Raw genomic sequence first — 21662 nt, 5'->3', positions numbered from 1 at the left:
CTCCACCTCACGCAGCCGGCGCTTGGCCTTCCGCAGGTCGGTGGTCGCCCGGAGCAGGTAGTCGTGCAGCTCGGCCGGGCTGATGGAGAGGGCGTTGCCGGCGGATTCCGAGCTCGTCATGCGTCACCGTCCATGGGGAGACCGAGTTCCTCGGCGAGTAGGCCGAACAACTGTTCAGTGGTTGCGGTCCGGAGATCGTCGTCGGCCGGCCGCACCGGACCACGGTTGTCGACGCGGCGCAGCAGCGCCTCGAGCCGGGCGATCACGGCGTCCCGGGACTCATCGTCGGCGGCCGTCACCAGCGTCGCCTCGAGCGCGTCGAGCTGGGCCAGGGCACGGTCGGAGGCCGACCCGGCGCCACCGGCCAGCGTCTTGTCGAGGTACGCGGCGAGATCACGGACCGTCGGGTGGTCGAAGACCAGCGTTGCCGGCAGTTTGAGGCCGACGTGGTGCCCGAGCCGGTTGCGCAGGTCGACCGCGGTGATGGAGTCGAACCCGATCTCCTTGAAGGCCAGGTCGGCATCCACCGTCTCGGCGGACGAGCGCCCGAGGACCGTGGCGACATGCCCGCGTACCAGATCCAGCAACGCCCGCTGCCGTTCCTCCGCCGTCAGCCGCAGCAGCGTCTCGGTGAACGAGGCGGCATCGGCCGCCGCGGCCCGCGACGGGACCGGCAGCAGCGGTACGAGCAGCGGCGAAACCTCGGCGTGCTGCCCGGGCGACGACGGCGACGAGACGTCCACCTTCATCGGCAGCAGGACCGGCTCCGCCGTCCCCGCCAGCGCGGCGTCGAGGATGCGTAGCGCGTGCCGGATCGGCAGCGGCAACACCCGGGAACGGCTCATCCTGGCCCGGTCCGCGCCGCTGAGGCCGCCAGCCATCCCGGCGCCGTCCTCCCACACGCCCCACGCGAGCGACGTACCGGCCAGGCCGGCGGCCCGTCGGTGCTGGGCGAGCGCGTCGAGGAAGGCGTTCGCGGCGGCGTAGTTGGCCTGGCCCGGGCTGCCCAGGACCCCGGTGGCGGACGAGAACAGCACAAAGGCGTCGAGGTTCAGGTGCCGGGTCAGCCGGTGCAGGTTCCACGCCGCGTCTACCTTCGGCCGGAGGACCCGCTGGAGCTGCTCGTCGGTCATCGCGGCCAGCGAACTGCCGTCGTGGATCCCCGCGGCGTGAACGACCGCGGTCAGCGGCCGCTCCGGCGGGATCGAGTCGAGCAGGCGGTCCAGCGCCTCCGCGTCGGCGGCATCGCAGGCGGCGACGTCGACCTGTGCACCCAGCCCGCCCAGCTCGGCCAGCAGCTCGTCGAGCTCGGGAACACCGCGCCCGCGCCGGCTGGTGAGCAGCAGGTGCCGTACCCCGTGCCCGGCCACCAGGTGACGGGCCACCAGCCGGCCGAGCGCGCCGGTGCCGCCGGTGACGAGGACCGTGCCGCGTCCGCCGATCCGCGCCCCGGCGGCGTCGAGCGTCGCCCGGCCGAGCCTGGGCCGCAGCACCGTCCCGGCCCGGACGCACAACCGCGTCTCCCCGCCGCGTAGCGCCTGGGGCAGCGCACGGTGCGACTCGTCGGTCCCGTCCAGGTCGACCAGGACGACGCGGCCCGGGTGCTCGGCCTGTGCCGTCACCGCCAGTCCCCAGACCGCCGCACCGGCGAGGTCGACGACGTCGTCGACCGGCTCCGCGGCCACGGCGCCGGAGGTCACCAGGGCGATGCGGGTGTCTGCCAGGCGTACGTCATCCGCCGACTCCCGCAGCAGGGCGAGCACGTCCCGGGTCAGCCGGTGGACCAACTCGACGGTCTCCCCGGATCGCCGCGTCAGCGGGACGACGAGCAGGTCGGGCACGGGCGCGCCCGCGTCCACACTGGCCACGAGCGCCGCGAGCGACTCGACCCGGGCCGCGCCCGGCAGGTCGAGCGCGCCCGACCGGTGGAGGTCGACGATCGCGCACCGCGGGGCGGCGAGTGGGAGGGCCGTCGGCTCGTCCTTGGCCCACTCCAGCCGGAACACCGTGTTCGCCGGGATGCGGGCCGCGCCGCCGAGCTCACCCGCCGGCACCGGCCGCGCCACCATGCCGCCCAGCGTCAGTACGGGCGCGCCCGCGGTGTCGGCCACGGTCATGGCGATGGTGTCCGGACCGCTGTTCTCGATCTCGACCCGCAGCCGCCGGGCGCCGGACGCGTGCAGGGCGACCTCCGTCCACGTGAACGGCATTCGTACGCCGGCTCCGTCGCTACCCGGCAGCAGGGCGGCCGGGTGCAGGGCGGCGTCGAGGAGCGCCGGATGGATGCCCCAGCCGGAGCTGTCGCTGTCGGCGGCCAGGCTCACCTCGGCGTACACCCGGTCGCCCGCTCGCCACGCCGCGGTCAGGCCGTGGAATGTCGGCCCGTACTCCAGGCCGCTGCTCATCAGCTCGGCGTAGAAGTCGCCGACCGGAACGGACGTCGCGCCGGCCGGCGGCCACGCTGCCGGTCGAGTCGCCGGTGCCGCACCCGATGCTGAGGCGAGCAGCCCGGCGGCGTGCCGGATCCATTCCCCGTCGCCGCCCCGCGACCGGATGGTGATCGGGCGGTGCCCGTCCCCGTCGGGAGCACCGACCTCGACCAGCAACGCGGGAGTTTCCGCGTCGGCGAGGACCAGCGGCGCTTCCAGGGTGAGCTCGCGCAGGTACGGGCACCCGGTGCGCTGCCCCGCGTGCAGCGCCAGCTCCAGCAGCACCGAACCGGGCACCAGGACGGTGTCGTGGACGGTGTGCTCGGCGATCCACGGGTGCACGTCGGGCGAGATCCGCCCGGTGAACGCCACCGACTCCGACTCCGGCAGCTCGATGGCGGCGGCGAGGAGCGGGTGTTCGCCGGAGGCTTGACCGAGGTCGGCGGGTTCGCTGACGGTGTGCGTGTCGTCAAGCCAATAGCGCTGCCGTTGGAAGGGGTATGTCGGCAGTGCCACGGGCTGTGGGGCGGGGTCGGGCAGTGGCCAGTTGATGGGGAGTCCGTGGACGTGTGCGGTGGCGAGGGCGGTGGTGAATGCGGTGTGTTGGTCGCGGTGTTGGCTGGGGATGGCGACCGGTGCGTGTTCCAGGTTCGGGATGAGGGTGGGGTGTGGGCTGGTTTCGATGTAGGTGTGGTGGCCGTCGCGGAGGAGGGCCTCGGTGGCTTGCTGGAATCGGACCGGGTGTCGGAGGTTGTCGTACCAGTAGTCGGCAGTCAACTCGGTGGGATCGATCCGATCGCCCGTCAACGTGGAGTAGATCGCGACCGCCGTTGGTTGGGGTGTGATGCCGGTCAGGTCGGTGAGGATCTGGTCTTTGATGATGTCGATGTGTGGGGTGTGGGAGGCGTAGTGGACTGGTAGCACGCGTGCCCGGATGCCGTTGTCGCGGCAGTGTTCGACGACCTCGGCGACGGCGTCGGGGTTGCCGGCGATGACGGTGCTGGTGGGTCCGTTGTAGGCGGCGATGTGGATGTCGGGGTGTTGGTGGAGCTGGTTTGGGGGGAGTTCGATGGCGGCCATGTCGCCGTGGCCGATGAGGGTGCGCAGGGTTTGGGAGCGGCGGGTGATGATGTGGGCGGCGTCGTGGAGGGTGAGGGCGCCGGCGGTGTGGGCGGCGGCGATTTCCCCTTGGGAGTGGCCGATGACCGCGTCAGGTGTGATGCCGTGGTGTCGCCAGAGGGCGGCCAGCCCGGTCATCACCGCGAAGAGCGCGGGCTGGACCAGATCGACCTCGGTGAGCCAGTCAGTGTTGTCGCGGTGGAGGAGTTCGTGGAGGTTCCAGTCGACCCAGGGCTGGAACGCTTCGGTGCAGGCGTCGAGGTGGTGGGCGAAGACGGGGTGGGTGGCGGCGAGGGTGCGGCCCATGCCGGCCCATTGGCCGCCTTGGCCGGGGAAGACGAACACGGTTTTGTGCCCGGCGCGGGCGATGCCTCGAACCAGGCCCGGGTGGGTGCTGCCGGTGGCGAGCGCCCGCAACGTCTGGTCCGGGTCGTGGCCGGGGAGGATGACCGCCCGATGCGGTAGGAGTGCGCGACCCGTGGCGAGGGTGTACGCGACTGCGGCCAGGTTCTTGTCGAGGTGCTCGACGAGTTGTCCGGCGGAGGCTGCCAGTGCCTGGTCGGTCTTGGCCGATAGGAGGAGGGGCAGGTCGGTGGTCGTGGGCTCGGCTGGCGGTTCCGGGGCTTGTTCGAGGATGAGGTGGGCGTTGGTGCCGCTGATGCCGAAGGAGGACACCGCCGCCCGGCGGGGCCGGCCGTGGTCGGGCCAAGCAACGGGCTCGGTCAGCAGCGACACCTGCCCGGACTCCCAGTCCACGTGGCTGCTGGGTGTGTCGACGTGCAGCGTCTTGGGCAGCACCCCGGCATGCATGGCCTGGACCATTTTGATGATGCCGGCGACACCGGCCGCTGCCTGGGCGTGGCCGATGTTCGACTTGATCGATCCGAGCCATAGCGGCTGGCCGTCGGTGCGGTCTTGGCCGTAGGTGGCGAGGAGTGCTTGGGCTTCGATGGGGTCGCCGAGGGTGGTGCCGGTGCCGTGGGCTTCGACCGCATCAACGTCGGCGGGGGTGAGGCCGGCGTTGGCGAGTGCTTGTCGGATGACGCGTTCTTGGGATGGGCCGTTGGGTGCGGTGAGGCCGTTGCTGGCGCCGTCCTGGTTGACGGCGGAGCCGGCGATGACGGCTAGGACGTGGTGGCCGTTGCGTTTGGCGTCGGAGAGGCGTTCGAGGACGAGGATGCCGACGCCTTCGCTCCAGCCGGTGCCGTCGGCTTGGTTGGCGAAGGATTTGCAGCGGCCGTCGGTGGATAGGCCGTGTTGGCGGGAGAATTCGATGAAGATGCCGGGTGTGGCGAGGATGGTGACGCCGCCGGCGAGGGCGAGGGTGCATTCGCCGTTGCGGAGTGACTGCATCGCCAGGTGCGTGGCGACCAGCGACGACGAGCATGCGGTGTCGATGGTGATGGCTGGGCCTTCGAGGCCGAGGGTGTAGGCGAGTCGGCCGGAGGCGACGCTGCCGGCGCTGCCGTTGCCTAGGTAGCCTTCGTAGCCGGTGGGGATGTGGTGGAGGCGGGTGGCGTAGTCGTCGTACATGACGCCGGTGAAGACTCCGGTTGGGCTGGTTTTGAGGCTGGTGGGGTTGATGCCGGCGGTTTCGAGGGCTTGCCAGGTGGTTTCGAGGAGAAGTCGTTGTTGGGGGTCGGTGGCGGTGGCTTCGCGGGGGCTGATGCCGAAGAAGTCGGCGTCGAACTCCGCCGCCGTATGCAGGAAACCGCCGTGGCGGGTGTAGGAGGTGCCGGGGTGGTCGGGGTCGGGGTGGTAGAGGGCCGCGAGGTTCCAGCCGCGGTCGGTGGGCATGCCGGTGATCGCGTCCGTGCCGTTCTCGACCAGCCGCCACAGCTCGTCCGGCGAGTCGGCACCCGGGTAGCGGCAGGCCATCCCCACGATCGCGATCGGTTCGTCCATCGCCGCTGCGATTGGCGTGGCTGGGCGCGGGTCGGTTGTGGTGGCAGGGGCGAGTCGCCGGGCCAGGTGGGTGGTCAGGGCGTGGACGCTGGGGTGGTCGAACACCGCGGTCGCCGACAACCGCAGACCCGTGGCGGCATTCAGCCGGTTGCGCAACTCCACCGCGGTCAGCGAGTCGAACCCGAGATCCTTGAACACCCGCTGCACCTCGACCCCGGCAGCATCCTGGTGACCCAGCACAGCCGCGACAGTGTCCCGCACCAGCTTGGCAAGCACCTGATACCGCCCGGCCTCGTCCAGACCCGCCACATCAAGCCGACCACCCCGCACCGGGCGACGCGAACCCGCCGGGACCAGGTCCCGCAGGATTGCCGGGAACGCCGGGTCGTGTACGCCGGCTCGTAGCGCGGCGGTGTCCAGTGTCGTGGCCGTGACTGCTGGCTCTGGGGTGACGATCGCCCTCTCCAGTAGGCGTAGGGCGTGGTCGGTGGCCAGGGGAATGAGGCCGCTGCGCGCGATGCGTGCGCGGTCGGTGTCGCTGAGGTGCGCGGTCATGCCGCTGGTGTGTTCCCAGTACCCCCAGGCGACGGAGGTGGCGGGCAGGCCGTGGGCCTGGCGGTGCTGGGCGAGGGCGTCGAGGAACGTGTTCGCCGCCGCGTAGTTGCCTTGGCCGGGGCTGCCGAGCACACCGGAGACGGACGAGTAGAGGACAAACGCGGCCAGATCCAGGTGTGCGGTGGCCTGGTGCAGATTCCACGCCGCGTCGACCTTCGGACGCAGTACGGTCTGCAGTTGCTCGAACGTCAGCCCGTGCACTGTCGCGTCGTCGAGGACACCGGCGGTGTGGAAGACCGCGGTGAGCGGGCGGTCGGCGGGGATGCCGGCGATGAGATCGTTGACGGCGTCCGGGTCGGCGGTGTCGCAGGCGACCACGGTGGCGGCGGCGCCGAGCTGCCGCAGACGGGTGGCCAGGTCGTCCGCGCCGGGAGCGTCGGGGCCGCGCCGGCTGACCAGCAGCAGGTGCTTCGCGTGGCCGCTGGTTGCCAGGTGCTCGGCCAGCAGCGCGCCGAGGGTGCCGGTGCCGCCGGTGATCAGCACCGTGCCGTCGGCATCGAGGTCCAAGGGGGGTGTCTGGCCGGCGGTGGTCCGAGCCAGGCGGGGCGCCAGCAGCTGGCCGTCCCGCACCGCCAGCTGCGGCTCGCCACTGCCGACCGCCGCGGCGATGTCGTCGGTGTCGGTGTCGATCAGCATGAACCGGCCGGGGTGTTCCGACTGGGCCGAGCGGAGGAGACCCCATACCGCCGCCCCGGCCAGATCGGTGACATCCTCGCCCGGCACCGCGGCCACCGCACCCCGGGTCAGCACCACCAACCGCGAACCGGCGCACCGCTCATCGGCCAGCCAGCCCTGCACCGCCCGCAACGTCTCCGCAACCAGGCGGTGGGTCCCGGCCACGACCTCACCGCCGCCCCGGACGGTGAACACCACCGCCTCCGGCACGTCCCCGACGTCGGCAAGCCCATCCAGACCCAGCATCGGGCCGGCGGTGACCGTCGGTGCGGGAATGGCGGCCCAGGTGGTGTGGAACAGCATATCGCGAGCCGGGGTACCGAGGTGCCCAGCCGGCAACGCCCGCACGGTGAGCGCATCGATCGTCACCACAGGTGACCCGGCCTGGTCCGCGGCCGTGACCCGGACCGTGTCCGAACCGGTGCTCTCCACCAGAACCCGGAGATGCCGCACACCCGCAGCATGCAGGGTGATGCCCGACCAGGCGAACGGCAACCGCACCCCAGACCCGTCACCCGCAAGCAGCGCGGCAGGATGCAGCGCAGCATCCAACAGCGCCGGATGCACACCCCAACCGGCGACGTCGACCTGCTCGGGCAGCGTGATCTCGGCGTAGGCGGAATTGTCGGCGCGCCAGACACCCGTGACGCCCTGGAACACCGGACCGTACTCCAGGCCGGAAGCCGCCAGATCGGTGTAGAAGTCCTCGATGCCAACGACGGTGGCCCCGGTGGGCGGCCACTGTGCGGGCAAAGCGGTCGGGGCGGAGGCCGGCGTGGTGGCGAGGATGCCCGTCGCGTGACTGACCCAGTCCTGGTCTCCGGTTCGAGAGCGGATGGTGATCCGCCGGTGTCCGTCGTCGTCGGCGGTCACCTCGACCAGGACGGCACACACCTGGTCGCCGATGAGTGTCAACGGCGCCTGCAGTGTGAGCTCGTGCAGGTACGGGTGGCCGGTGTGCTGCCCGGCGTGCAGCGCCAGTTCGACGAATGCGGTGCCGGGTAGCAGTACCGTGCCCTGCACCGCGTGGTCGGTGATCCACGGCTGGCCGGCCGCCGACAGCGTGCCGGTGAACAACACCGATCCGTTGTCGGGCAACTCGATCGCCGCGGCGAGCACCGGATGGTCCGCGCTGATCAGGCCGAGGTCGGCCGGTTCACCGGCGGCACGGCCAGGATGCAGCCAGTACCGCTGGCGCTGGAACGGATAGGTGGGCAGTGTGACCGGTGCGGGCGCCGGTTCGGGCAGCGGCCATCGCACCGGCAGGCCGTGGACGTGTGCGGTGGCGAGGGCAGTGATGAATGCGGTGGTCTGGTCGTGGTCGCGGTGCTGGGTCGGGATGGTGACCGGGTCGGTGAGGGTGTCGGCGGTGAGGGTTGTCAGCACGGCGTCGGGTCCGATCTCGAGGAATCGGGTGACGCCGAGTTCGTGTAGGCGTTCGGTGGCGGTTGTGTATTCGACGGTGTGGCGGATGTGCCGGACCCAGTAGTCGGGGTCGGTGGGTTCGCCGGGGAGGGTGGATACGACCGGGATGGCCGGTGGCTGGTAGTCGATGCCGGCGGCGATTTCACGGAACTGGTCGAGGATGGCGTCGGTGTGGCTGGTGTGGAATGCCCGGTCGACGTGCAGTCGGCGGGTGCGTACACCGTCGGTGGTGAGTCGTTCGGCCAGGGCGGCGATCGTGTCCGGGTTGCCGGCCAGGACGTGGGCGGTGGGGCTGTTGTGGGCGGCGACCTCAACGCCGTCCAAATAGGCGTCGATGGTGTTGGTGGTGACGGCGAGCATTGCTCCGGGTGGGAGTTGTTGCATCAGTGTGCCGCGGGCTGTGACCAGCCGTGCCGCGTCGGTGAGGCTGAAGACGCCGGCGATGTGGGCGGCGGTGATCTCGCCGATGGAGTGGCCGGTCAGGTAGTCGGGGGTTAGGCCGAAGTCTTGTAGCAGGCGGTACAACGCGACCTCGTAGGCGAACAGGGCCGGCTGCGTGTAGCGGGTCTGGGCGAGCAGGTCGGTGTGGGCGCCGAACATGACCTCCCGCAGTGGGTGTTCCAGGAGCGGGTCGAACACCGCGCACACCTCGTCGAGGGTGGTGGCGAAGACCGGATAGCGGTCGTAGAGGTCGGCACCCATACCCGGGTGCTGGGAGCCCTGGCCGGTGAACAGGAACGCGGTGCTGCCGTGAACCGAAGTGCCCTGGACCACGCCCGGATGCGGTTCCCCGCCGGCCAGGGCTCGCAGCGCGGTGGCCGGGTCGTGGCCGGGGAGGATGACGGCCCGGTGTGGCATGAGTGCGCGGCCGGTGGCGAGGGTGTACGCGACCGCGGCGAGGTTCTTGTTGAGGTGCTCGGCGAGTTGTCCGGCTGAGGCTGCCAGGGCTGTCTCGGTCTTGGCGGACAGGAGCAGGGGCAGGTCGGTGGTTGTCGGTTGGGTTTGTTCAGCTGGCGGTTCCGGGGCTTGTTCGAGGATGAGGTGGGCGTTGGTGCCGCTGATCCCGAACGAGGACACCGCCGCCCGCCGCGGCCGCCCGTGATCCGGCCAGACCGTCGACTCGGTCAGCAGCGACACCTGCCCGCAGTCCCAGTCCACATGAGACGACGGGGCGTCCACGTGCAACGTCTTGGGCAGCAAGCCCACGTTCATGGCCTGGACCATCTTGATGATGCCGGCGACACCGGCGGCGGCTTGGGTGTGGCCGATGTTCGATTTGATCGATCCGAGCCATAGCGGCTGGCCGTTGGGGCGGTCTTGGCCGTAGGTGGCGAGGAGTGCTTGGGCTTCGATGGGGTCGCCGAGGGTGGTGCCGGTGCCGTGGGCTTCGACCGTGTCGATGTCGGCGGGTGTCAGTCGTGCGTTGGCGAGTGCTTGTCGGATGACGCGTTCTTGGGAGGGGCCGTTGGGGGCGGTGAGGCCGTTGCTGGCACCGTCCTGGTTGACCGCTGAACCCGCGATGACGGCCAGGACCCGGTGGCCGTTGCGTTCGGCGTCGGACAACCGCTCCAGCACCAGGATGCCGACGCCTTCGCTCCAGCCGGTGCCGTCGGCCTGGTCGGCGAACGACTTGCACCGGCCGTCCGCGGACAGACCCCGCTGCCGGGAGAACTCGATGAAGATGCCCGGTGTCGCCAGCACGGTCACACCGCCGGCGAGGGCAAGGGTGCATTCGCCGTTGCGCAGCGACTGCATCGCCAGGTGGGCGGCGACCAACGACGACGAACACGCCGTGTCGATGGTGATGGCCGGACCTTCCAGGCCGAGGGTGTAGGCGAGTCGGCCGGAAGCAACACTGCCGGCGCTGCCGTTGCCCAGGTAGCCTTCGTAGCCGGCGGGGATGTGGTGCAGTCGGGTGGCGTAGTCGTCGTACATCACCCCCGTGAACACCCCGGTCGGGCTGGTCTTGAGGCTGGTGGGGTCGATCCCAGCGGTTTCGAGGGCTTGCCAGGTGGTTTCCAGGAGGAGTCGTTGTTGGGGGTCGGTGGCGGTGGCTTCGCGGGGGCTGATGCCGAAGAAGTCGGCGTCGAACTCCGCCGCCGTATGCAGGAAACCGCCGTGGCGGGTGTAGGACGTCCCCGGGTGGTCGGGGTCGGGGTCGTAGAGGGTTGTGAGGTTCCAGCCCCGGTCCGTGGGCATGCCGGTGATCGCGTCCGTGCCGGACTGGACCAGCTGCCACAGTTCCTCGGGGCTGTCGGCGCCGGGGTAGCGGCAAGCCATCCCCACGATCGCGATCGGCTCGTCCATCACCGGCGCGACCGGCGTTGCCGTGCGAGGCCCGGCGGTGGTCGGCACCAGTTGCTGCGCCAGATGAACGCTCAGCGCATGGACGCTGGGGTGGTCGAACACCGCGGTCGCCGACAACCGCAGACCCGTGGCGGCATTCAGCCGGTTGCGCAACTCCACCGCGGTCAGCGAGTCGAAGCCCAGATCCCGTAGGGCGCGGTCCGGGTCGATGCTCCTCGAGTCCTGATGGCCCAGCACGCTGGCGACGGTGTCCTGCACCAGTTTGGCGAGCACCTTGCGCCGTTCGCCGCCATCCAACCGCGCTAGGTCCAGCAGGTCGGCACGCCCGGCACGACGCGACCCCGCCGGGATCAGCCCGCGGAGGATCGCCGGAAACGCCGGATGCTGCACACCGGCCCGCAACGCGGCGGTATCCAGTGTCGCGGCCGTGACTGCTGGCTCTGCGGTGACGATCGCCGTGTCCAGCAGGCGCAGGGCCTGATCGGTGGGCAGGGGAATCAGGCCGCTGCGGGCGATGCGTGCGCGGTCGGTGTCGTTGAGGTGTGCGGTCATGCCGCTGGTGTGTTCCCAGTACCCCCACGCCACAGCCGTAGCGGGCAGCCCCTGGGCATGGCGGTGCTGGGCCAGGGCGTCGAGGAACGTGTTCGCCGCCGCATAGTTGCCTTGGCCGGGGCTGCCGAGCACACCGGAGACGGACGAGTAGAGGACAAACGCGGCCAGATCCAGGTGTGCGGTGGCCTCATGAAGGTTCCACGCCGCGTCGACCTTCGGGTGCAGTACGGTGTGGATCTGGTCGGCCGTGAGGCCTTCGAGGGTGGCGTCGGCGAGGACGCCGGCGGTGTGGAAGACCGCGGTGAGCGGGCGGTCGGCGGGGATGCCGGCGATGAGAGCGGTGACGGCGTCCGGGTCGGCGGTGTCGCAGGCCGCCACGGTCGCCGTCGCGCCGAGTTGCCGCAGGCGGGTGGCCAGGTCGTCCGCGCCGGGGGCGTCGGGGCCGCGTCGGCTGACCAGGAGCAGGTGCTTCGCGCGGCCGCTGGTTGCCAGGTGCTCGGCCAGCAGGGCGCCGAGGGTGCCGGTACCGCCGGTGATCAGCACCGTACCGTCGGCATCGAGGCCCGGCGGTGGTGTCTGGTCGGCGACGGTCCGGGTCAGGCGGGGTGCCAGCAGCTGGCCGTCCCGCACCGCCAGCTGCGGCTCACCACTGGCCACCGCCGCGGCAACGTCGTCGGTGTCGGCGTCGACCAGCACGAACCGGCCCGGGTGCTCCGATTGGGCGGAGCGGATCAGGCCCCATACGGCGGTGGCGGCCAGGTCGGTGACGTCCTCACCGGGGGCCACGGCGACCGCGCCGTGGGTGTGGATGACCAGCCGGGAATCGGCGTGGCGGTCGTCGGACAGCCAGTCCTGCACCTTCCGCAGGGTCTCCTCGACCAGCCGGTGGGTGCCGGACACGACCTCGCCGCCGCCCCTGACCCGGAGCACCTCCATCGGGCTCGGCGAGGACGTGGACACGGGCGCGGGAACGGTGGTCCAGGCGGTGTGGAACAGGGCGTCGCGGGCCGGGGCGCCGAGGTGTCCTGCGGGCAGGGTCCGCGTCGTCAGTGCGTCGATCGTGGCGACGGGTGCACCGGCCTGATCCGCCGTGGTGACCCGGATGGTGTCCGGGCCGGTACGTTCGACCGCGATACGCAGCCGCCGGGCGCCGGTGGCGTGCAGGGCGATGCCCGACCAGGCGAACGGCAACCGGACCTCGGACCCGTCACCCGCGCCGGGAAGGAGCGTGGCGGGGTGCAGCGCTGCGTCGAGCAGCGCGGGGTGGATACCCCAGCCGGCGACGTCGACCTGCTCGGGCAGCGTGATCTCGGCGTAGACGGAATCGTCGGCGCGCCAGACACCCGTGACGCCCTGGAACACCGGACCGTACTCCAGGCCGGCGGCGGCCAGATCGGTGTAGAAGTCCGCCAGTTCCATCGGCGCGGCGTCCGGTGGCCAGGTCATCCCGCTGTCCGTGGGTTCGGTGCCGGGCGTGGTGGCCAGGGTGCCGGTGGCGTGACGGGTCCAGCCCTGCTCGCCGGCCCGGGAGCGGATGGTGATGGCGCGGTGTCCGTCGTCGCTCGGTGGGCCGACCTCGATCTGCAGGGAGCGGGACTCGTCGCCGGTCAGGGACAGTGGCGCCTGCAGCGTGAGTTCGTGCAGGTGCGGGTGGCCGACGTGGTTTCCTGCGTGCAGGGCCAGTTCGACGAATGCGGTGCCGGGTAGCAGCACCGTGCCCCGCACCGCGTGGTCGGCGATCCACGACTGGGTGTCCAGCGAGATGCGGCCGGTGAACAGCGTCGTGTCGCTGTCGGGTAGGTCGATTGCGGCGGCGAGGAGTGGGTGGTCGCCGGGAATCTGGCCGAGGTCGGCGGGTTCGCTGAGGGTGGTGGCGGCGTTGAGCCAGTACCGCTGGCGCTGGAACGGATAGGTGGGCAGTGTGACCGGTGTCGGCGCCGGGTCAGGCAGCGGCCACCGTACCGGCAGGCCGTGGACGTGTGCGGTGGCCAGGGCGGTGATGAACGCGGTGGCCTGGTCGCGGTCGCGGTGCTGGGTCGGGATGGCGACCACGTCGTCGAGGGTTTCTGCGGTCAGTGTTGCCAGCACCGCGTCCGGGCCGACCTCGAGGAACCGGGTGACGCCCAGTTCATGCAGTCGTTCGGTTGCCGAGCCGTACTCCACGGTGTGGCGGATGTGCCGGACCCAGTAGTCGGGGTCGGTGAGTTCGCCGGGGAGGGTGGATACGACCTGGATGGCCGGCGGTTGGTAGTTGATGCTGGCGGCGATTTCACGGAATTGGTCGAGGATGGTGTCGGTGTGGCTGGTGTGGAATGCCCGGTCGACGTGCAGTCGGCGGGCCCGTACACCGTCTGCGGTGAGCCGTTCGGCCAGGGCGGCAATCACATCCGGGTCGCCGGCCAACACATGGGCGGTGGGGCTGTTGTGCGCGGCGACCTCAACGCCGTCCAGATACGCGTCGATGGTGTTGGTGGTGACGGCGAGCATTGCTCCGGGTGGGAGTTGTTGCATCAGTGTGCCGCGGGCTGTGACCAGCCGTGCCGCGTCGGTGAGGCTGAAGACGCCGGCGATGTGGGCTGCGGTGATCTCGCCGATGGAGTGGCCGGTCAGGTAGTCGGGGGTCAGGCCGAAGTCTTGTAGCAGGCGGTACAACGCGATCTGGTAGGCGAACAGGGCGGGTTGGGTGTAGCGGGTCTGGCCGAGCAGGTCGGTGTGGGCGCCGAACATGACCTCCCGCAGTGGGTGTTCCAGGAGCGGGTCGAACGCGGCGCAGACTTCGTCGAGGGTGGTGGCGAAGACGGGGTAGTGGTCGTAGAGGCCGGCGCCCATGCCGGGGTGCTGGGAGCCCTGGCCGGTGAACAGGAACGCCAGGCCGCCCTGACCGGTCATCCCGCGGACTAGGCCGGGATGCACACCGCCGTCGGCGAGGGCTCGCAGCGCGGTGGCCGGGTCGTGGCCGGGGAGGATGACGGCCCGGTGTGGCATGAGTGCGCGGCCGGTGGCGAGGGTGTACGCGACCGCGGCGAGGTTCTTGTTGAGGTGCTCGGCGAGTTGTCCGGCTGAGGCTGCCAGGGCTGTCTCGGTCTTGGCGGACAGGAGCAGGGGCAGGTCGGTGGTCGTGGGCTCGGCTCGCGGCAGTTCCGGGGCTTGTTCGAGGATGAGGTGGGCGTTGGTGCCGCTGATGCCGAACGACGACACCGCTGCCCGGCGCGGCCGCCCGTGATCCGGCCAGGTAACGGGCTCGGTCAGGAGGGACACCTGCCCGGTGTCCCAGTCCACATGGGACGACGGGGCGTCCACGTGCAGGGTTTTGGGCAGCAGGCCGATGTTCAACGCCTGGACCATTTTGATCACGCCGGCGACGCCGGCGGCGGCTTGGGTGTGGCCGATATTCGATTTGATCGATCCCAGCCACAGCGGCTCGTCACTGGTGCGGCTCTGCCCGTAGGTGGACAGCAGTGCCTGTGCCTCGATGGGGTCGCCGAGGGTGGTGCCGGTGCCGTGCGCCTCGACCGCATCAACGTCGGCCGGTGTCAGCCGCGCGTTGGCGAGTGCTTGTCGGATGACGCGTTCTTGGGATGGGCCGTTGGGTGCGGTGAGGCCGTTGCTGGCGCCGTCCTGGTTGACGGCGGAGCCGGTGATGACGGCGAGGACGTGGTGGCTGTTGCGTTTGGCGTCGGAGAGGCGTTCGAGGACGAGGATGCCGACGCCTTCGGAGAACGCGGTGCCGTCGGCCTGGTCGGCGAACGGCTTGCAGTGGCCGTCCGGCGAAAGTCCCCGCTGGCGGGAGAACTCGACATAGGGGGTGGGCGTCGCCATGACGGTCACGCCGCCGGCGAGCGCGAGGGTGCATTCGCCGTTGCGGAGCGACTGCATGGCCAGATGGGTGGCGACCAGGGAGGAGGAGCAGGCGGTGTCGATGGAGATTGCTGGGCCTTGGAGGCCGAGGGTGTAGGCGAGTCGGCCGGAGGCGATGCTGCCGGCGCTGCCGTTGCCGAGGTAGCCTTCGTATGCTTCGGGGGCGTGGTGGAGGCGGGTGGCGTAGTCGTTGTAGATGACGCCGGTGAACACTCCGGTCGGACTGGTCTTGAGGCTGGTGGGGGCGATCCTAGCGATTTCCAATGCCTGCCAGGTCGTTTCCAGCAGGAGTCGTTGTTGGGGGTCGGTGGCGGCGGCTTCGCGGGGGCTGATGCCGAAGAAGTCGGCGTCGAACTCCGCCGCCGCGTGCAGGAACCCACCATGCCGGGTGTAGGACGTCCCTGGGTGGTCGGGGTCGGGGTCGTAGAGGGCCGCGAGGTTCCAGCCGCGGTCCGTGGGCATGCCCGTAATCGCATCCGTGCCGCTCTCGACGAGCCGCCACAGCTCCTCCGGCGAATCGGCACCCGGATACCGGCAGGCCATCCCCACGATCGCGATCGGCTCGTCAACCGCGGCCACGACCGGCGCCGCCGCGCGAGGCCCGGCCGCCGCCGGCACCAGCTGCCGCGCCACGTGGTCGCTCAGGGCGTTGATGCTGGGATGGTCGAACACCACCGTGGCCGACAGTCGCAGCCCCGTGGCGGCGTTGAGCCGGTTCCGCAGCTCGACCGCCGTCAGCGAGTCGAAGCCCAGATCCCGCAGGGCACGATCGGGATCGATGCCACTCGCGTCCTGATGGCCGAGCACGGCGGCCGCGTGTGTGGCGACGAGCTGCCGCAGCACTCGGCCCCGTTCGTCGGGGGTTGTCCTCGCCAGCTGGTCGACCAGACCGTCGACCGGCCCCGTCGTGGCCGCCGTGCGCCGGGCCGACACCGGCGCGAGGCTGCGCAGGACCGCCGGGAACGCCGGATCGTGCGCGCCGGCCCGCAACGCGGCGGTGTCCAGGGTCGCCGTCACCACTGCCGGATGCGCGTTGCCGACCGCCGTCTCCAGTAGCCGCAGGGCGTGGTCGGTGGCCAGGGGGATCAGGCCGCTGCGGGCGATGCGAATGCGGTCGGCGTCGCTGAGGTGTGCGGTCATGCCGCTGATGTGTTCCCAGTACCCCCAGGCGAGGGAGGTCCCGGGTAGCCCACGGGTGCGGCGGTGCTGGGCCAGAGAGTCGAGGAACGTGTTCGCGGCGGCGTAGTTGCCCTGCCCCGGGCTGCCGAGGACGCCGGCGACCGACGAGTAGAGGACGAACGCGGCGAGGTCGAGGTGTTTGGTGGCGTGGTGGAGGTTCCAGGCGGCGTCGACCTTGGGGCGTAGGACGGTGTGGATGTGGTCGGAGGTGAGGGTTTCGAGCGTTGCGTCCTGGAGCACGCCGGCGGTGTGGAAGACCGCGGTAAGTGGCCGGGTGGCGGGGATGCCGGCGATGAGTTCGTTGACCGCGTCGGGGTCGGCGGTGTCGCAGGCGACCACGGTGGCTGCCGCTCCGAGTTGCTGGAGACGGGCGACGAGGTCGCCCGCGCCTTGTGGTCCGCGTCGGCTGGCCAGAAGTAGGTGTTTCGCCCGGCCGGTCTCGGCGAGGTGTTGGGCGAGGAGTGCGCCGAGGGTGCCGGTGCCGCCGGTGATGAGGACGGTGCCGTCGGGGTTGATGGGGGTGGGGTGGGTGAGGACGATTTTGCCGATGTTGTGGCCTTGGGCGAGGTGCCGGTAGGCGGTGGGGGTGTCCTGGACAGGCCAGGCGGTGTAGGGCAGCGGCTGTAGAACGTTGCGGTCGAACAAGTCGAGGAGGTCGGTGAGCATCTGCTGGATGCGGTCGGGTCCGGCGTCGAACAGATCGAAGGGCCGGTAACGCACGTCGGCCGGGTCGCGGAGGTCGGTTTTGCCCATCTCCAGGAAGTGGCCACCCGGGGCCAGGAGGTCGAGGGAGGCGGTGATGTGTTCGCCGGTGAGGGCGTTGAGGACCACGTCGAGGTTGGGGAACTGGTCCCGGTAGTCGAGGGTGCGGGACGAGGCGATGTGGGTGGGTTGGATGCCGAGCCGGTGCAGGGTCGGCCATTTGCTGGGGCTGGCGGTGGTGTAGATGTCGGCGCCGAGGTGGGTGGCGAGTTGGATGGCGGCCATGCCGACACCGCCGGCGCCGGCGTGGATGAGGATCCGTTGGCCGGGGCGCAGCTGGGCGAGGTGGTTGAGGGCGTAATAGGCGGTGAGGAACACGACGGGGACGGTCGCCGCTTCCGGGTAGGTCCAGCCGGCCGGGATGTGGGTGAGGAGGCGGGCGTCGGTGACGGCATGGTCGGCGAGAGCACCGAAGAACAGGCCCATGACCCGGTCCCCGACCGCCACGCTGGTGACGTCGGCCCCGACCTCGGTGACGATGCCGGCCGCTTCGGCGCCGATCACCGCGGCGCCGGGGTACATGCCGAGGGTCATGAGCACGTCGCGGAAGTTGACGCCAGTGGCTCGGATCGCGACCCGCACCTGACCCGGCTCCAACGCTGCGGGCCGAGGATTGTCGACGACGGTCAGTCCCTCCACGGTGCCGGGTGTGCCGACGTCCACGCGCCAGTGTTCGGTGGGGAGCTGGAGCCGGTGCACGGTGTGCAGCGGCCGTAGCCGCGGCACCCACATGGTGCCGTTCCGCAGCGCCGCCTGCGGCTCACCGCTGGCGACCGCGGCGGTGATGTCGTCGGTGTCGGTGTCGAGCAGCATGAAGCGGCCGGGGTGCTCGGACTGCGCCGAGCGCAACAAACCCCACACCGCCGCACCGGCCAGGTCGGTGACGTCATCACCGGGCACCGCGGCGACCGCGCCCCGGGTCAGCACCACCAGGCGGGAGTCCGTGTCGGTCAGCCAGGCCTGCACCTTCCGCAGTGTGTCCTCGACCAGGTCATGGGTGCCGGTTACGACATCGCCGCTGCCCCGGACCCGGAGCACGACCACGTCGGGCACGTCCTCGACGTCGGCGAGCGGCGCCGCCTGCTGCCATCCCAGGCTGAGCATGCTGTCGTCGCCACTGTCAGGGCGCTGCCCGATGCCGATGGCGGGCCGCGTGGCCAGGGCCTCGACGGTGGCGACGAGGGCGCCCGCCGGGTCGGTGGCGGTGACCCGGATGGTCGCGGGGCCGGTGTTCTCCAGCTGTACGCGCAGGTGCCGGGCGCCGGTCGCATAAAGCGTGATGCCGGTCCAGGCGAACGGCAACCGTACGCCGGGCTCGTCACCGATGGCCGGCAGCAGGGCGGCGGCGTGCAGGGCGGCGTCGAGGAGAGCGGGGTGGATGCCCCAGCCGGCGACGTCCACCTCCTCCGGCAGGCCGACCTCGGCGAACACCAGGTCGCCGGCCCGCCAGGCGCCCGCTACCCCCTGGAACACGGGGCCGTACTGCAGGCCGGTGGCGGCCAGGCCGGCGTAGAAGTCCTCGACGGGGATCGGCGTGCCCCCGGCGGGTGGCCAGGTCGTCGGCGTCGCGGGCGGGCCGGTGGGCGTGGCGTTCAGCGTGCCGGCGGCGTGGCGGACCCAGTCGCGGCCGGGCTCGCGCGACCGGACGGTGACGGGCCGGTGCCCGCCGTCGTCGGGTGCGCCGACCTCGACCTGCAGGTCCCGGACCTCCTGGCCGGCGAGGACCAGCGGCGCCTCGATGGTGAGATCATGCAGGTACGGGCAGCCGCCGCGATGCCCGGCGTGCAGCGCCAGTTCCACGAACGCCGTGCCGGGCAGCAGGACGGTGTCCAGCACCGCATGGTCGGCGATCCACGGCTGGGTGTCCAGCGAGACCCGGCCGGTGAACAGCACCGATCGGCTGTCGGGCAGGTCGATGGCGGCGGCGAGCAGCGGGTGCTCGGCCGATGCCTGGCCGAGCGCGGCGGGTTCGCCGAGCGCGGTGCCCGAGTTGAGCCAGAAGTGCTGCCGCTGGAACGCGTAGGTGGGCAGCACCACGGGCGTCGGGGCCGGGTCCGGCTGCGGCCAGCGGATCGGCAGACCGTTGACGTGGGCGGTGGCCAGCGCCGTCGTGAGGGCCGCCACCTGATCGTGGTCGCGGCGCTGGCTGGCGATCGCCACCGTCGGACCGTCGGGGCCGTGCGCGTCGAAGATTTGTTCCAGGCTCGGGATCAGCGTGGGGTGCGGGCTCGGCTCGACGTACGTGCGGTAGCCGTCGCGCAGCAGCGCCACAGCCGCCTGGTGGAACCGGACCGGTTGGCGGAGGTTGTCGAACCAGTAGCCGGCGGTCAGCTCGAGCGGGTCGATCCGTTCGCCGGTGAGGGTGGAGTAGATGGCGACATCGGTTGCCCGCGGGGTGATGCCCGCCAGGTCGTCCAGGATCCGCTCGCGCAGGTCCTCGACGTGCGGGGTGTGGGAGGCGTACTTCACGGCGAGCACGCGGGCGCTGATGTCGCGCCGGCGGCAGCGCTCGACCAGCTCGGCGACCGCCTCGGGAGCACCGGCGGCGACGGTGCTGGCCGGGCCGTTGTAGGCGGCGACGTACAGGCCCGGGAGCTGCTCGGCGAGGGCCGCTGTGTCGTCGGCGGACAACGCGACCGAGGCCATGTCGCCGTGTCCGATCAGTCCCCGCAGGGCCTGGCTGCGCAGTACCACGACCCGGGCGGCATCGGCGAGGGTGAGCGCCCCCGCGGTGCAGGCGGCGGCGATCTCGCCCTGGGAGTGGCCGATCACCGCGTCGGGCGTGATGCCGTGGTGGCGCCACACGGCGGCCAGGCCGGTCATGACCGCGAACAGCGCCGGCTGGACCAGCTCGACCCGGGTCAGCCAGTCGGTGTCCGTACGGTGCAGCAGTTCCCGCAGGTCCCAGTCCACCCATTCGGCGAACGCCTCGGCGCAGGCGTCGAGGTGCGCGGCGAAGACCGGCTGGGTGGCGGCCAGCTCGCGGCCCATGCCGGCCCACTGCCCGCCCTGGCCGGGGAAGACGAACACCGTCCGGTGCCCCGTCCCGGCCACGCCGTGCACCAGGCCGGGGTGTGGCGCGCCGGTGGCCAACGCGCGTAGCGCCGTGCGCCAGTCGTGGTCGGTCAGGACGGCGGCACGGTACGGCAGCAGCGCACGACCCGAGGCGAGGGTGTGCGCCACCGCGCCCAGGTCCAGGTCGGGGTGCTCACCCAGGTGCTCGGCCAGTTGCCCGGCCGAAGCGGACAGAGACGCCTCGGTCTTGGCGGACAGCAGCAGGGGCAGGCCGGTTTCGGCGGCGGGGACGTCCGCCGCGGCAGGTGCCTGTTCGAGGATGAGGTGGGCGTTGGTACCGCTGATGCCGAACGACGACACCGCGGCCCGGCGCGGCCGTCCGTGGTCGGGCCAGGCAATCGGCTCGGTCAGCAGGGACACCTGGCCGGAGTCCCAGTCCACGTGCGAGGACGGGGCGTCCACGTGCAGGGTCTTCGGCAGGACACCGTCGCGCAGGGCGTGGACCATCTTGATGATCCCCGCGACACCGGCCGCCGTCTGCGCGTGCCCGATGTTCGACTTGACGGAGCCGAGCCACAGGGGCTGGCCGTTGGTACGGTGCCGGCCGTACGTCGTCAGCAGCGCGTGCGCCTCGATGGGGTCGCCCAGCGGGGTACCGGTGCCGTGGGCCTCGACCGCGTCGACGTCGGCGGGGGTCAGGCCGGCGTTGGCGAGCGCCTGCCGGATGACCCGCTCCTGGGACGGGCCGTTCGGTGCGGTCAGCCCGTTGCTGGCGCCGTCCTGGTTGACGGCCGAGCCGGGGATGACCGCGAGCACCCGGTGGCCGTTGCGCTGGGCGTCGCAGAGGCGTTCCAGGAGCACCAGGCCGACGCCCTCGGCGAGGGCGAAGCCGTCCGCCTGGTCGGCGAAGGACTTGCAGCGCCCGTCCGGGGCCAGGCCGCGCTGGCGGGAGAACTCGACGAACACCCCCGCGGTGGGGAAGACCGTCGCGCCGCCGGCCAGGGCCAGCGTGCATTCGCCGTTGCGCAGGGACTGCATGGCCAGGTGTACGGCGACCAGCGACGACGAGCACGCCGTGTCGATCGTGACCGCCGGGCCCTCGAGAGCCAGCACGTACGCCAGCCGGCCGGACGCGATGCTGGCCGTACTGCCGGACAGGAGGAACCCTTCCAGCTCGGCGAACTTGTGCCCGACCCGGGGCGCGTAGTCCTGGGCGGCGACGCCGGTGAATACGCCGGTGGGCGTCGAGCGCAGCGCCGCCGGCACGATCCCCGCGTTCTCGAACGCCTCCCACGCGGTCTCCAGCAGGAGCCGCTGCTGCGGGTCCATGGCCAGCGCCTCGCGGGGGCTGATGCCGAAGAACGCCGCGTCGAACTGGGTGGCGTCGTGGAGGAAGCCGCCCTCCCGCACGTACGTCGTGCCGGGCCGATCCGGGTCGGGGGAGTACAGCGCCTCGAGGTCCCAGCCCCGCTGCGCCGGCGGTTTGCCGATGGCGTCGGTGCCGGACAGCGCCAGGCGCCAGAGCCGTTCGGGGGTGTCGGCGCCGCCCGGGTACCGGCAGGCCATCCCGACGATCGCGATCGGCTCGCGGGCGTTGGCGACGAGCCGGTCGTTCTCCCTCCTCAGGCCCTCGTTCGCCTTGAGGGCAGCGCGCAGCGCGTCAACGACTTTGGCATCTGGCGTGGTCATCCGTGGTGCTCCTGAGTGTTCAAGAGGGCCGGGCGTCAGTTGTCGAGGGCGAGCCGGACGAGGTCGTCGACGTCCATCTCGTCGATGGACGCCTGGGCGGGCTGGTCATCGGCCGGCTGCCCGGCCAGCTTC

Annotated in this window: 1 protein-coding gene; it reads right to left on the bottom strand. The window is 71.4% G+C overall.

The features are described 5' to 3' along the window. Nucleotides 1–116: 116 nt before the first annotated feature. A complete protein-coding gene (locus tag ACQPY0_RS33295) occupies nt 117–21530 on the bottom strand; it encodes an SDR family NAD(P)-dependent oxidoreductase (protein ID WP_432969465.1) in 21414 nt (7137 codons plus the stop codon). Nucleotides 21531–21662 lie beyond the last annotated feature (132 nt).

Origin of the sequence: Dactylosporangium sp. CA-233914 (assembly GCF_050942935.1) — a bacterium.
Classification (GTDB): domain Bacteria; phylum Actinomycetota; class Actinomycetes; order Mycobacteriales; family Micromonosporaceae; genus Dactylosporangium.
Note: the sequence above shows the minus strand (reverse complement) of the source record. Positions and strands in the feature narration are given on the sequence as shown.